This is a genomic window from Tardiphaga sp. 709 (assembly GCF_032401055.1).
GTDB lineage: Bacteria > Pseudomonadota > Alphaproteobacteria > Rhizobiales > Xanthobacteraceae > Tardiphaga.
This window is the reverse complement of the sequence record NZ_CP135529.1, coordinates 286,507-299,402: the sequence shown is the minus strand read 5'-3', so window position 1 is coordinate 299,402 and position 12,896 is coordinate 286,507. Positions and strand designations below refer to the sequence as shown.

14 protein-coding genes are annotated in these 12,896 nt (G+C 61.9%); 5 read left to right on the top strand and 9 right to left on the bottom strand.

Annotation, left to right across the window (positions count from 1 at the left end; genetic code table 11):
• Positions 1 to 23 precede the first annotated feature (23 nt).
• Genes RSO67_RS01505 through RSO67_RS01485 form a run of 5 tightly spaced genes read right to left on the bottom strand, consistent with a single transcriptional unit; the run spans position 24 to position 4,146 of the window.
• Positions 24 to 719: a NapC/NirT family cytochrome c gene (locus RSO67_RS01505; protein WP_315842042.1), complete on the bottom strand. Its 696-nt coding sequence runs from the start codon at positions 717 to 719 to the stop codon at positions 24 to 26.
• A gap of 5 nt (positions 720 to 724) precedes the next feature.
• Positions 725 to 1,219, bottom strand: a complete 495-nt coding sequence (locus RSO67_RS01500) for a nitrate reductase cytochrome c-type subunit (RefSeq protein ID WP_315842041.1) — start codon at positions 1,217 to 1,219, stop codon at positions 725 to 727.
• Entirely contained in the window at positions 1,192 to 3,687 is a 2,496-nt protein-coding gene (napA, locus tag RSO67_RS01495) for a periplasmic nitrate reductase subunit alpha (RefSeq protein ID WP_315842040.1), read from the bottom strand. Before napA ends, RSO67_RS01500 begins: the two co-directional genes overlap by 28 nt.
• A 12-nt stretch (positions 3,688 to 3,699) precedes the next feature.
• Complete coding sequence (locus RSO67_RS01490; protein WP_315842039.1) at positions 3,700 to 3,996, bottom strand: chaperone NapD; 297 nt, start codon at positions 3,994 to 3,996, stop codon at positions 3,700 to 3,702.
• Positions 3,997 to 4,005: 9 nt separating this feature from the next.
• Positions 4,006 to 4,146, bottom strand: coding sequence for a hypothetical protein (locus RSO67_RS01485; protein ID WP_410001867.1), 141 nt, complete (start codon positions 4,144 to 4,146; stop codon positions 4,006 to 4,008).
• 311 nt (positions 4,147 to 4,457) lie between these two features.
• Here RSO67_RS01485 and RSO67_RS01480 point away from each other — a divergent pair, with 311 nt between their 5' ends.
• Complete coding sequence (locus RSO67_RS01480; RefSeq protein ID WP_315842037.1) at positions 4,458 to 5,156, top strand: Crp/Fnr family transcriptional regulator; 699 nt, start codon at positions 4,458 to 4,460, stop codon at positions 5,154 to 5,156.
• Between the two features lie 5 nt (positions 5,157 to 5,161).
• On the opposite strand, the gene nthB is transcribed toward RSO67_RS01480, so the two are convergent.
• Both nthB and nthA read right to left on the bottom strand, forming a co-directional pair.
• Entirely contained in the window at positions 5,162 to 5,821 is a 660-nt protein-coding gene (nthB, locus tag RSO67_RS01475) for a nitrile hydratase subunit beta (RefSeq protein WP_315842036.1), read from the bottom strand.
• Complete coding sequence (gene nthA / locus RSO67_RS01470) at positions 5,818 to 6,447, bottom strand: nitrile hydratase subunit alpha (RefSeq protein ID WP_315842035.1); 630 nt, start codon at positions 6,445 to 6,447, stop codon at positions 5,818 to 5,820. The genes nthB and nthA overlap by 4 nt, the downstream gene beginning before the upstream one ends.
• Before the next feature lie 66 nt (positions 6,448 to 6,513).
• On the opposite strand from nthA, the gene RSO67_RS01465 reads away from it, so the two are divergent.
• Both RSO67_RS01465 and RSO67_RS01460 read left to right on the top strand, forming a co-directional pair.
• Positions 6,514 to 7,272: a hypothetical protein gene (locus RSO67_RS01465; protein ID WP_315842034.1), complete on the top strand. Its 759-nt coding sequence runs from the start codon at positions 6,514 to 6,516 to the stop codon at positions 7,270 to 7,272.
• Between the two features lie 124 nt (positions 7,273 to 7,396).
• Positions 7,397 to 8,683 carry a serine hydrolase domain-containing protein gene (locus RSO67_RS01460; protein ID WP_315842033.1) on the top strand — a complete coding sequence of 429 codons (1,287 nt, stop codon included), beginning with the start codon at positions 7,397 to 7,399 and terminating at the stop codon, positions 8,681 to 8,683.
• Positions 8,684 to 8,886: 203 nt separating this feature from the next.
• Here the strand turns inward: RSO67_RS01460 and RSO67_RS01455 are convergent, their stop codons facing one another.
• Entirely contained in the window at positions 8,887 to 9,777 is an 891-nt protein-coding gene (locus tag RSO67_RS01455) for an SDR family oxidoreductase (protein ID WP_315842032.1), read from the bottom strand.
• 96 nt (positions 9,778 to 9,873) lie between these two features.
• Here RSO67_RS01455 and RSO67_RS01450 point away from each other — a divergent pair, with 96 nt between their 5' ends.
• Positions 9,874 to 10,719 carry a helix-turn-helix transcriptional regulator gene (locus RSO67_RS01450; protein WP_315842031.1) on the top strand — a complete coding sequence of 282 codons (846 nt, stop codon included), beginning with the start codon at positions 9,874 to 9,876 and terminating at the stop codon, positions 10,717 to 10,719.
• Between the two features lie 145 nt (positions 10,720 to 10,864).
• Here the strand turns inward: RSO67_RS01450 and RSO67_RS01445 are convergent, their stop codons facing one another.
• Entirely contained in the window at positions 10,865 to 11,638 is a 774-nt protein-coding gene (locus RSO67_RS01445) for an SDR family oxidoreductase (protein ID WP_315842030.1), read from the bottom strand.
• A 230-nt stretch (positions 11,639 to 11,868) separates the two neighbouring features.
• Here RSO67_RS01445 and RSO67_RS01440 point away from each other — a divergent pair, with 230 nt between their 5' ends.
• A complete protein-coding gene (locus RSO67_RS01440; protein WP_315842029.1) occupies positions 11,869 to 12,888 on the top strand; it encodes a TRAP transporter substrate-binding protein in 1,020 nt (339 codons plus the stop codon).
• Positions 12,889 to 12,896: the final 8 nt, after the last annotated feature.

Here is a 12,896-nt window from a genome sequence, read left to right as displayed (position 1 = left end):
TGGATCAGCTTCGCTCATCCACCCTACGGCTGCGTCTCCTTCACCGATGCCAGATAGCGCGACAGCGCATCCGCATCCGGCATGTGGTGACTATGGCGGTCGCGAAGCTCGGCCGGGGCGCTCCAGCCGGGCTCGATCCCGGTCATGTCAGGCAATTCATGCGCGATGCCCTTGTGGCAATCGATACAGGTCCGCTCGCCGGTGACGAGGAACTTGGCATGGATCGCCGCCGCGCGCGGTGCCTGTTTGGTGAAATCCATCGCAATCGCCGAGTGGCAGTTGCGGCATTCCAGCGAGTCATTGGCCTTCAGGCGCGACCATTCATGTTTCGCAAGCTCCAGACGCATGTCGAGGAACTTCTCGCGCGTCGAGATCGTGCCGAAGATCTTGCCCCACACTTCCTTCGACGCCTGCATCTTGCGCGCGATCTTGTCGGTCCAGTTATGCGGCACATGGCAATCAGGACAGGTGGCACGCACGCCGGATCGATTGGCGAAATGCGGCGTTCGCTGCAGCTCTTGATACACGTTGTCACGCATCTCATGGCAGCCGGTGCAGAATTTCTCGGTATTGGTGACTTCCAGCGCCGTATTGAAGCCGCCCCAGAAGATCACGCCACCGAGGAAGCCGCCCAGCGCCAGCACGCCGAGGCTGATATGCGTGGCCGGTCGGCTGGCGATGCGCCAGAACCACAGAAACTTGGATATCAACCACTTCATGGCGCTCACCTGCCGGATGCCTTCATGTCGGTGAAGGTGTTCGGAACGAGCGGACGCGCATCGGTTTGCGGCACGTGGCAGGCCGTGCAGAAATAGCGTCGCGGTGTCACATCGGCGAGCATCTGGCCATCGCGATCCATGAAATGCGTAATGCTGATCATCGGCGCACCGGAGCCTTCGGTATATTCACGGCGATGGCACTCAAGACAGCGATTGGCCCGCAGCGTGAGCTGATAGTTCTCGATCGAATGCGGAATGACCGGCGGCTGCTCCGGATAGTTCCGCATCACGCGCTTGTCGTCGGTGACGGGCCGCGGGAAGGGCGGCGCAGGAACGTCGCCCATCGGCTGCGCTGCGCCGGTGACGCGCGGCACGATCCGTGGCGTTGTCTGGACAGACTGCGCATAGATCGCACCGGACACCAGCACCATGGCGCCGGCGATGATTGCCGCGATGACCGTCTTCATCGCACTTAAACGGAAACGATCTTGACCGCACATTTCTTGAAGTCCGCCTGTTTGGAGATCGGGTCGGTTGCATCCAGCGTGACCTTGTTGATCAGTTGGCTGGCATCGAACCACGGCACGAACACCACGCCGCGGGGCATGCGGTTGCGTCCGGTCGTATCGACGCGCGTGCGGATCTCACCGCGCCGCGACATCAGGCGGATTTCGGCGCCCTGGTTCAAGCCGCGCGCACGCGCGTCTTCGGCATGCATGAAGCAGCGCGCGCCGGGAAACGCCTTGTAGAGTTCGGGCACGCGCATGGTCATCGAACCGGAATGCCAGTGCTCCAGCACGCGGCCGGTCACCAGCCAGAGATCGAACTCAGCATCGGGCGACTCGGCCGGCGGCTCATAGGGCACCGCGATGATGCGAGCGCGTCCGTCCGGGTTGCCGTAAAATTCGACCTTCTTGCCCGGCTTGACGTAGGGATCGAGACCTTCGCGGTAGCGCCACTTGGTCTCCTTGCCATTGACCACCGGCCAGCGAAGGCCGCGCACCTCGTGATAGGTGTCCCAGGGAGCGAGGTCGTGGCCATGGCCGCGGCCGAACGTGGCATATTCCTCGAACAGCCCCTTCTGCACATAGAAACCGAAGTCCTTGGACTCGTGGTTTTCATAGTCCGGGGGGATTTCGCCGACGGGAAATTTGTCGACCTCGCCATTACGATACAGCACGTCGAACAGCGTCTTGCCCTTGTAGTTTGGATTGGCGTCGAGGAGGGCGGCGGGCCACACTTCGTCCGTCGTGAAGCGCTTGGAGAATTCCATCAGTTGCCAGAGATCCGAGCGCGCCTGGCCGGGCGCATTGACCAGCTGGCGCCAGACATGCGTGCGCCGTTCGGCATTGCCGTAGGCGCCTTCCTTCTCGACCCACATCGCCGCCGGCAGCACGCAGTCGGCGGACATCGCCGTCACCGTCGGATAGGCATCCGACACGACAATGAAGTTGGCGGGATTGCGGTAGCCCGGATAGGTCTCGCCCGAACTGTTGGGCGCCGCCTGCACATTGTTGTTCACCTGAACCCAATAGAAGTTCAGCTTCCCGTCATGCAGCATGCGGTCCTGCTCGACGGCGTGATAACCGATCTTGTCGGGCAGGAGGCCATGCGGCACGCGCCAGATTTCTTCAGCGTGCTTGCGGTGCTCCGGATTGGTCACCACCATGTCGGCGGGGAGGCGGTGCGCGAAGGTGCCGACCTCGCGCGCCGTACCGCAAGCCGATGGCTGGCCCGTCAGCGAGAACGGCGAGTTGCCGGGTTCGGAGATTTTGCCGGTCAGCAGATGGATGTTGTAGACGAGCTGATTGGCCCAGACACCGCGGACATGCTGGTTGAAACCCATGGTCCAGAGCGACATCACCTTGCGCTTCGGATCGGCATAGAGTTCTGCGAGCTCCAGCAGGAAGCCGGGCTCGACACCGGTCAGCTTCGACACCTTCTCGAGGGAATAGTCCTTCACGAATTCGGCGTAGGCCGCGAAATCGATTGGCGTCGTCGCTGCGGCCGTGGCTGCGCCCTTGGCCTTCTTCTCCAGCGGATGTTCGGGACGCAGCCCGTAGCCGATATCCGTCGTGCCCTTCACGAAAGTCGTGTGGCTGTTGACGAATTCGGTGTTCACGCGACCGGTCGAGATGATGTGGTTGGCGATGAAGTTGAGAATGGCCAGATCGGTGCCCGGCTTGAACACGATCGGGATGTCGGCGAGGTCGGAGCTGCGATGCGTGAAGGTCGAGAGCACCGCGACTTTCACATGCGGATGACCAAGGCGGCGATCGGTGAGGCGCGTCCACAGGATCGGATGCATCTCGGCCATATTCGAGCCCCACAGCACGAAGGCATCGGCGGCCTCGAAGTCATCATAGCAGCCCATCGGCTCGTCCATGCCGAAGGTGCGCATGAAGGCCACGGCCGCAGACGCCATGCAATGCCGCGCATTGGGATCGAGATTGTTGGAGCGGAAACCCGCACGCATCAGCTTGGTCGCGGCATAACCTTCGAGGATCGTCCACTGGCCCGATCCGAACATGCCGATCGCAGTCGGTCCTTTTTCTTTCAGCGTCGCTTTGGCGCGCTGCGCCATGGTGTCGAATGCTTCGTCCCAACTCACCGGTGTGAGTTCGCCGTTCTTGTCGAACACGCCGTTCTTCTTGCGGAGGAGGGGCGTGGTCAGGCGGTCGGCGCCATACATGATCTTGGAGAGGAAGTAGCCCTTGATACAGTTCAGGCCGCGATTCACTTCCGCCAGCGTGTCGCCATGGGAGGCGACGACCTTGTTGTCCTTGACACCGACCATGACGCCGCAACCGGTACCGCAGAAGCGGCACGGCGCCTTCGACCATTTGATGGACAGCGACCCGACGCCGCCGGCAATCGATTGAGCGGCCGCCGGAACGTTGATGCCAGCTGCCGCTGCAGCGACAGCCGCTGCCTGGGCCTTGAGTAGATCACGCCGCGAAAGGGGCATTTCGTCGTTCTCCTAATCGAGACGCTGTTCGAAGACCATGTTGGCCGAGAGCACGCCCGGCCATGATGAGATGTCGGCGAGCATCGCACCCAATGCGCCGCTGCCTGGCCCTTCGAGGACCGCAACCAGCTTGGAGTCCGTGCGGTGATGGATCTCGACACCGGGAAGGCTCGACAACCGCGCAGATACCGCGTCGATATGAGCTGGAAGCACCGACACGACGGCGCTGGAAATGTGCTCATTGTCGTGCGCGGACGCGCCGGCGGTCGCGCCGGTCAACAGAGCGCGTCTGGTGAGTCTGTCTGTCATGTGAAAGTCCTAGTGAAGCAGAGGCGGGCCGGGCGGCCCGAAAATCAGCTGGGTCATCCAGACCAGAAAGCCGTAACCGCCGACCACGCCCACCGCGACGACGGGCCAGATGAGAACGACGATCGTGAGAAAGACGAGCAACTCCGACATGCGGCTGTTGCGTCTTTCAGCCTCTGCAGGCTCCGCGATATTCTGGTTCGTCACCATACGCTCCCCCTTCGGTTTGCGGCCATATGCCTGGAGAAGAGGCGAGATTCGCCTAGAGCGAGGGCAATATGCCTGCTGCAGCACCCACCTTCTTTGCGCTGGATCAAACAACAAACTCTACGGAGGATTTATTTGAGATCGTTGTTCTGATCGCGATGTCGTCGTGCAGAGCCGCTCGCATCAGAATCTTTGATGACAGTTTTATTTGATCGCGGCAGCTGCTCGGCGAAATCGCTCGCTCCGGAAGGCGAGCAATGGATCGTGAGATGTGCAAGTCGTTTGGTCCGACGCCGCTTTTTGCGGGCCTGGGCGAGGGTGCACGCGGCATCATCATCGAAGCTGGCAGAAAGCACGTCCTGGATTGCGGTTCTTCGCTCTGGCAACAGGGCGACGCACCGGCGATGATCGCTGTGGTCATCGATGGTCAGCTCAAGAAGACGATGATCGATGCACATGGCGCGCAGAAAACGCTGCAATTCATGCGACGCGGCGATCTCGCCGGAGCCGCATCGGTGTTCGGCAATTTCTCTCACCCGACAACCCTGCGCGCGTCAGTCGCGACCGAGCTTTTGTGCTGGTCCGCGGATCGCTTCAGCGGGCTGATGCATATTGTCCCGCAGCTTGCGATCAATGTCCTCGGTATCGTCGGGCGGCAAACCGATCACCTGCTGCGCCGTCTTCACGAGGCAACGAGTGAGAACGCCGATCGACGCATCGCACGGATCGTTCTGCGCCTGGTGCGGGAAGGAGATCCGGATGGTGATTGCGTTCCGATCGAACTGAGAATCTCGCGCCAGGAACTGGCCGAACTCAGCGACACCACGCAGTTCACGGTCAGCCGTACCGTTTCGGCCTGGGACCGGATGCTGATCCTGAAAGCCGGTCGCGGCCGGTTGACCGTTATCGATCCCGCCAGACTCGCGGGCCTGGCGGGCGACGCGCGGGCGCACTGAGGCAATTAAGCCGGATCGAGATATGGCTCGAACGCCTCAACCGACACTTTCAGCGTCGGATCGCCATCGGGTCCCCACAGTTCGGCACCGTCGAACACGACGGTGTAAAGCCACTGCGGATTTTCGCCTTGGTCATGCGCCGCAGTGTCGGGATAGACATGCGCGCCGTGTATGCGCTCGATCACGCCGACATGACCGCGGACATAGCGCGGCAAGCGCGTATGGGTGGTCGGATGGATGTTCTTCATCCGCACGCGATCGCCGATCGCGAATGCGGCAGGCGCCGAAGCAGGGCGCGTGAATGAGCCGCGGGTCAGCACGCGCTCGACACTATCAACGGTGAAGTTGCCACGCTTCAACGGTTTCGGCGGCACGGATGCGTGGCCGGCCTTGACCTCGTCCGCAGCGAGGAAGCCGCGCTCGACCAACATATCCTCAAGGCCGAGAAACCATTTCTTGTAGTAGCTGCTGGAAAGATAGACCTCCGGCGGCAGCGTTTCGCGATAGAAGCGCGAGGCGTCGATGTTGAAGGCGCCTGCCGCGCCCATGGCGCGCACCATGGCCAGCACGCGAGATTCCCACTCCGCATGAAACATCGGCTCGTTCGGCTCCGGCTCGACTTTGCCGAAACCGTCCATGCCGCCCATGTCGTGGACGCCGTTCACGACGGGGCTCCCGGCGCTGTCACCAGACCCGTGCCGATCATGGAGTCGCGCGTGACCAGTTCGGCCAGTTGCTCCTCGCTCCAGCCCTCGGTGCCCGCGGGTCGCATCGGCAACACCAGGAAACGCGTTTCAGCCGTCGAATCCCAGACGCGGATTTCCGTCTCCTTGGGGAGCGTGAAGCCGAAGTCTGCCAGCACGCCGCGCGGATCCTTCACGGCGCGGGAGCGGTAGGGCGCAGCCTTGTACCAGACCGGGGGCAGGCCGAGCATTTCCCAGGGGTAACAGGAGCACAGCGTGCACACGACCATGTTATGCCGCTCGGGCGTGTTCTCGACCACGACGAGATGATCGCCGGTACGGCTGACATGGCCGAGAGTGCCGACCGCCGCGGAACCGTCGGCGAGCAATGCCTCCTTGAAGGCCGGATCGGTCCAGGCTTTCGCAACCACAAGGGCGCCGTTGTGCGGCCCAATCTTGGTCTCATAGGCCTGGATCATCGCATCCAGCGCTGCCGGATCGATATAGCCTTTTTCGGTCAGGATGGTCTCGAGTGCACGGACGCGCAGCTCGGTCTCCGACAATTCGGAATGGTCGTGATCGTGGTCATGATGATGGTGTTCGGTCATGCCAAACAGGATAAGCGACGCGCGATTGTTCTGTCGAGGATTTCGGGACTCTGCTAGTCCTGCGACATGGCTGCTCCTCATTATCGCGCGCTGACGCTGGTCGGTTTCGTTCTGGTCGCGCTGCTGGCGGCTTCGGGTCATGCGGAGGCGGCCAATGGCGCCTATGCGGTCGATGCGGCGGATATTTCGGACCTCGGCTCCTGCAAGGTCGAGAGCTGGTACTCGATGGCCACCAACAGCGACTTCGCGGCGGTGGCCAATCCGTCCTGCGTCGTTGAGATTACGCGTCCGGTCGAACTCAGCGTCCTCACCAATCACAGCCGCTCCGACGGCGAGTTAAGCACCACGCTGGCGCCCAAGGCGAAGATCAACATCGAACCGACGGGCATCGGAAAGTTCGGCGTCTCGGCGCTGGCCAGCGGCACATTCGACGCCGTGACGGGTCAGAACACCGCGGTCTTCGCCGAGATTCCGGCGACCTATCGCTTTTCCGAAACCACACGCATCAATCTCAATGCGGGCTGGCTGTGGGACCGCGTGCTCGATCGCCATTACTTCACCTATGGCGTCGGCTTCGACTGGAAATTCACCGACGTGCTGGAATACACGGTGGAATTATACGGGCAGGCGGGCCGCGCCGAATTCGCCAGTGTGGTCCAGCCACGTATCCAGACCGGGGTGCGCTATCGGCCCAACGACATCTTCTCGGTCGACCTGATTTACGGCCGCAACATCACCGGCGAGAATTCCAACTGGATCACTTTGGGCACCACGATCCGGTTTCCGCCGCCGGGAAGCGTCAGCAAAACCGGCGCGCATTTGTGATCCACACGAGGCCATCGATCGCGCTAAAACCGCGATATCGGCAAATTGCGTGATTTTCCGACAAGTATCTGAAATATCTCGGTGTTAGCGTTCGACCGTGTTCCAGCCCGCTTGCGGAAATCCAGTGTCAATCTTGCGACGATCTTGCGACTTCCTGTCCGTCCTCACCATCGCAGCAGCGCTGGTCACGCCCGTATTGGCAGGCACCAGCCTGCTGACCGACAAGCCTGACCTCAGCAGCTTTTCCCAGGACGGCCTGAACCGCGTCTCCGAAATGCTCGACCGCGAAGTCGGCCAGGGCCATCTCGCCGGGGCGATCATGCTGATCCAGCACCGCGGCAAGCCCGTCTATTATGAGGGCTTTGGCGTCCGCGATCCCGTGACCATGGCGCCGATGACGACGGACACGATCTTCCGGCTCTATTCGATGTCCAAGCCGGTGACATCGGTCGCGGCGATGATCCTGGTGGAGCAGGGCAAGCTCAAGCTCGACGATCCCGTCGCCAAATACATTCCGGCCTATGCGCATCCGCAGGTCGCGACCGAACGCACGGATGCCAGCGGCAAGCCCTATCTCGACTTCACACCGGCGCTGAAGCCCATCACCGTGCTCGATCTGATGCGGCAGTCGTCCGGCATCAGTTCGGCTTTCACCAATCTCGGGCTGATCACGCAGCTTTATCTCGATGCAGGCCTGTTCGACGGCGATTTCGACAATGCCGATTTCGCGGCCCGGCTTGCGAAACTGCCGCTGGCCTATCAGCCGGCGACTGTGTGGGACTACGGCCATTCGACCGATCTTCTCGGCCGCGTCATCGAGATCGCATCGGGCCAGTCGCTGTACGATTTTCAGAAACAGTATCTGTTCGATCCGCTGGGCATGACGGACACCGGCTACTACGTGCTCGATCCCGCCAAAGCGCCGCGCATTGCGCAGCCAATGCCGACCGACCGCATCATCGGCAACGAGACCATCAGCAATCCCACACTGAAGCGAAAATGGGAATCCGGAGGAGGCGGCCTCAATGCCACCACGGGCGACTACGCGCGCTTCCTGCAGATGCTGATCAATGGCGGCACGCTCGACGGCGTCCGAATCCTCAAGCCCGAGTCGGTCCAGCTGATGCGCCAGAACCAGGTCGCACCGGCCAGCGACGTGAAGCCCTGGGCCTATTACTATCCCGGCGCTGGCTTCGGTTACGGCCTCGGCTTCGGCGTCCGCACCGGACCCGGCGACGACGGCGTTCCCGGTTTTGTCGGCGAGATGGCCTGGGGCGGCGCCGCCGGGACGTATTTCTGGACCTATCCCGATCAGGACATGGTGATGATCCTGATGGTGCAGACACCGACCCAGCGGGGCCGCATCCAGCCGATCCTGAAGACGCTGGTTTACGACGCGATCAGGAAGTAGCGGGAGCGTGGCCCGGGTCGCGGCTTTAAGAGAACTGAAACTGGGACCACACGCCCACATCTCGGATTCGCATAAGGTATATTATGGAATATATTATCCCATAGTGATCCCAGAGACTTAGCTCAAATTGTTGCGATATCCGGTTGACCGAGCAGCCATTCGAACCAATTTGTGGCCCCACGTCATTACGCCCTTATATGGCCTCAGCCGCCGAAATATCTGACGTGATCGAGGTCCGAGATCAATCCTGATTGCGTTGGTCGCCACCCAAGCTGCTGTTGTGTCCAGTCGCTGGATGCCGGCGCATCCATCGATGCGAAGCCTGCGAACCAGCCGAAGTGATCGGCGGCTTCAGTCGGCGATTTCGAGACGACCGGCAGGTTCAGGTGCCGACCGATGACCTCGGCAATCTCACGGAATGCGACGCCTTGTTCGGCGCTGGCGTGATAGCGAATGTCGGCGGAACCGCGCTCGAGGACGAGCCTGTAGAGCCGGGCGACGTCCAGCCGGTGTGCCGCGGGCCAGCGGTTGAGACCGTCGCCGAAGTAGGCCGAGGCGCCCTTCTCCCGCGCGATATTGATCAGCATCGGCACGAAGCCATGGTCGCCATTGCCATGGACCGATGGCGGCAGCCGGACCGACGAAGCGCGCACGCCGCGTGCCGCCAGACGTTCGGCGACCTGCTCCGATACGCGCGGGCTCGGCGACGCGCTCGACGAGCCCATATCTTCGGTCGCCAGCCGTCCGGGCGCGATGAAAGCCATGCCGGAGGTCACGATCAAGGGCCGCTCGGAGCCCGCCAGCACGTCGCCAAGCGTCTCGATGGCGCGCGCGTCGATCGCGCTGTTTTCCTTGAACCTCGAGAAGTCGTGGATGAACGCCGTATGGATCACGCCGTCGGAATTGGCGGCGCCGGAGCGCAGGCTGTCCAGATCTTCCAGATCGCCGCGATGGATCTGCGCACCCACTTCGGCCAGCGCCTTGGCGGATGCGTCCGAGCGCGCGAGACCGAGCACCTGATGACCGGCGCCGATCAGTTCCTGAACGATGGCAGATCCGACAAAGCCCGAAGCGCCGGTAACGAAAACACGCATGTGATATTCCTCTCGTGACTGCGCGGATGTATCGGTCCTGCGGTACAGTGCGTGAAGCCGTGACGTTATACGGGTATGGCGACTAACAGGCTGAGCATGACGGTCACCGAAACAACTTCCGGCGCTGGCTCCAATCCGCTTGGCGCTTATCTCAGGGATCGCCGCGCCAGGCTCGATCCCGTGGCGTTCGGTTTTTCGTCGGAGCGACGCCGCACGCCAGGGCTGCGGCGCGAGGAAGTCGCGCAGCGCGCCAATGTCAGCGCCACCTGGTACACATGGCTCGAACAAGGCCGCGGCGGCGCGCCATCAGCCGATGTGCTGAACCGCATCTCACGCGCGCTGGAACTATCGGCAGTCGAGCGCGAGCATCTGTTTCTGCTGGCGCAGCACAGGCTGCCGGAAGTCCACTACGAGCCGTCCGATATCGTCACGCCGACGCTGCAGCGCGTGCTGGATTCGATGGAGTTCAGCGCTGCAGTCGTCCGCAACGCAACCTGGGACATCGTGGCCTGGAATCGTCCGGCGCTGGCCGTGCTTGGCGACTATCCGAACATAGCGCCCGAAGACCGTAACGTCCTGCGCATCCTGTTCTGTCGTCCGAATGTCCGCGCCAAGATGCCGGACTGGGAGAATGATGCACGTTTCGCCGTGGCAGCATTTCGCGCCGACATCACGCGCAGCGGCGCATCAACACGCGCCCAGACATTGATCGACGAACTGTGCCGGATCAGCCCCGACTTCGCGGCCATGTGGCAGGACAACGATGTCGGTAGCTATGGCGAAGGCAAGAAGCATGTGAATCATCCCGCCGTCGGGCCATTCACGATGACCTATTCGACATTCTCGGTCGATGGCCAGCCAAATTTGGGCATGGTGGTCTACACACCGGCGACGAATGCGGATGCCGAGCGAATGAAGGCGCTGATCGCGGCTAAAGGCTAACGCTCTAACGCCTGTGTTCATCGTCATGCCCGGCCGGCGCGAAGCGAGCTTCGCTAGATGTGCCGGGCATCCACGTCTAGGCTGCGAGCGAAGAAAGGCGTGGATGGCCGGGACAAGCCCGGCCATGACGGAGCTTTGTTTGCCCCTACGGATATTTCGGCAGCAACCCGTGTGCGGCAAAGCCGCCATCGACATTGAGAACGTGACCCGTCACGAAGCTCGACTTGTTGTCGTCCAGCAGGAACATCGCAGCACCCGCAACCTCCTCCGGTTCGGCGTAACGCCGCTGCGGCACCACCTGCATCCAGCCTTCCCGCGTCGCCGCCGTGTGCATCTCCTGCACCATCGGCGTCTCGAAAGGGCCCGGTGCAATGGCGTTGACGCGGATCTTCAGCGGCGCCAGTTCGCAGGCCATCACCTGGGTCAGCGTGACGACGCCCCCCTTGGATGCGCCGTAGGCCGAGCGCTCGATATTGCCGCGCAGCCCCGACACCGACGCCACATTGACGATGGCGCCGCCGCCATGGGCCTTCATCAGCCGCGCAGCTTCCTTGGCAACGGCAAAGGTGCCAACCAGATTGATGTCGAGGATCTCGCGAAACAGTTTCACCGAGGTCTCGAAGAACGGCACCTGACGGCCGATACCCGCAGAATTCACCAGACCGCGTACCGGGCCGAAACCGGCTTCGCAGTCCCTCAGGCCGGCAATCACGGCGTCTTCATTGGCCACATCCATGACGACGGTTTTGGTCACACCGGCTTTGATGGCATCGACCTGAGCCTTGGCGGCATCCAGAGCAGGCTGGGTGAGGTCGGCGAGCAGCACTTTCCAGCCCTCGCCCACGGCCGCCTTGGCGATCGCCAAACCGATTCCCGATGCGCCGCCGGTGATGATCGCTACGCCGTGATCTCTATTCATATGCTGTCCTTGCGTTTCCTCCACCGGTCCTGGCTGCCGGCGGCTTCAGTCGCGCGATGCTTCCCACAAATTCGCGCGGTGCAAAAGCCGTGCGCGGGCGTCCTCTATTGGGCCTTGGCCTTTGGTCGCACGGCGAAAAGGCTTGACCGGGCAGCCCGGGCATGATGACCAGACGGCAAGGGCCCTTGGGCCTCACAAAGGCAAACAAAGAAGTGGTTGGGAGAAACAAAATGACGATTTCACGCCGGACATTGTTGAAGGCATCGGCCGCTGCGACTGCATTTGGTGGCGTCAGCATGCCATTCGTCGCGCGCGCGCAGCAGGCCGAATACGTCTACAAATACGCGAATAACCTACCCGATACGCATCCGATGAACATCCGCGCCCGTGAGATGTCGGCGGCGATCAAGACCGAGACCAACGGCAAGGTCGACCTGCAGGTATTCCCCAACAACCAGCTCGGTTCCGACACCGACATGCTGAGCCAGATCCGCTCCGGCGGCGTCGAGTTCTTCACTCTGTCCGGCCTGATCCTGGCCACTTTGGTGCCAGCCGCATCGATCAACGGCATCGGCTTCGCCTTCCCGAATTACGACACGGTCTGGAAGGCCATGGACGGCGATCTCGGCGCCTATATCCGCAAGGAAATCACCAAGGCCAATCTCGTGGTCATGGACAAGATCTGGGACAACGGTTTTCGCGAAATCACCTCGTCCACGAAGCCGATCAAGAGCCCGGACGATCTGAAGGGCTTCAAGATCCGCGTGCCGGTGTCGCCGCTATGGACCTCGATGTTCAAGGCGTTCGACAGTGCGCCCGCCTCGATCAACATCAGCGAAGTCTATTCGGCGATGCAGACCAAGGTCGTTGAAGGCCAGGAAAACCCGCTGGCGATCATCTCGACGGCGAAGTTCTACGAAGTGCAGAAGTTCTGCTCGCTGACCAACCACATGTGGGACGGCTACTGGTTCCTCGCCAACCGCCGCGCCTGGGAGAAGCTGCCGGCCGATCTGCGCGACATCGTCGCCAAAAACATCAATGCCGCCGGCATGAAGGAGCGCGAGGACGTCGCCAAGCTCAACGCCAATCTGCGCGGCGAGCTGGAATCCAAGGGGCTGGCCTTCAATGAGCTTGAGCCCGGCCCGTTCCGCGACAAGCTGAAGTCGGCCGGCTTCTATAAGGAATGGCAGGGCAAGTATGGCGACGAAGCCTGGGCCATCCTCGAGAAAGCTGTCGGCAAGCTCGGCTGATCGGACAA

Coding starts and splice junctions, on each gene's coding strand:
- RSO67_RS01440 (WP_315842029.1), top strand. CDS start 11,869: ATGACGATTTCACGCCGGACATTGTTGAAGGCATCGGCCGCTGCGACT.
- RSO67_RS01465 (WP_315842034.1), top strand. CDS start 6,514: ATGGCTGCTCCTCATTATCGCGCGCTGACGCTGGTCGGTTTCGTTCTG.
- RSO67_RS01450 (WP_315842031.1), top strand. CDS start 9,874: ATGACGGTCACCGAAACAACTTCCGGCGCTGGCTCCAATCCGCTTGGC.
- RSO67_RS01455 (WP_315842032.1), bottom strand. CDS start 9,777: ATGCGTGTTTTCGTTACCGGCGCTTCGGGCTTTGTCGGATCTGCCATC.
- napA (WP_315842040.1), bottom strand. CDS start 3,687: ATGCCCCTTTCGCGGCGTGATCTACTCAAGGCCCAGGCAGCGGCTGTC.
- RSO67_RS01490 (WP_315842039.1), bottom strand. CDS start 3,996: ATGACAGACAGACTCACCAGACGCGCTCTGTTGACCGGCGCGACCGCC.
- RSO67_RS01485 (WP_410001867.1), bottom strand. CDS start 4,146: ATGTCGGAGTTGCTCGTCTTTCTCACGATCGTCGTTCTCATCTGGCCC.
- RSO67_RS01480 (WP_315842037.1), top strand. CDS start 4,458: ATGGATCGTGAGATGTGCAAGTCGTTTGGTCCGACGCCGCTTTTTGCG.
- RSO67_RS01505 (WP_315842042.1), bottom strand. CDS start 719: ATGAAGTGGTTGATATCCAAGTTTCTGTGGTTCTGGCGCATCGCCAGC.
- RSO67_RS01500 (WP_315842041.1), bottom strand. CDS start 1,219: ATGTGCGGTCAAGATCGTTTCCGTTTAAGTGCGATGAAGACGGTCATC.
- RSO67_RS01445 (WP_315842030.1), bottom strand. CDS start 11,638: ATGAATAGAGATCACGGCGTAGCGATCATCACCGGCGGCGCATCGGGA.
- nthA (WP_315842035.1), bottom strand. CDS start 6,447: ATGACCGAACACCATCATCATGACCACGATCACGACCATTCCGAATTG.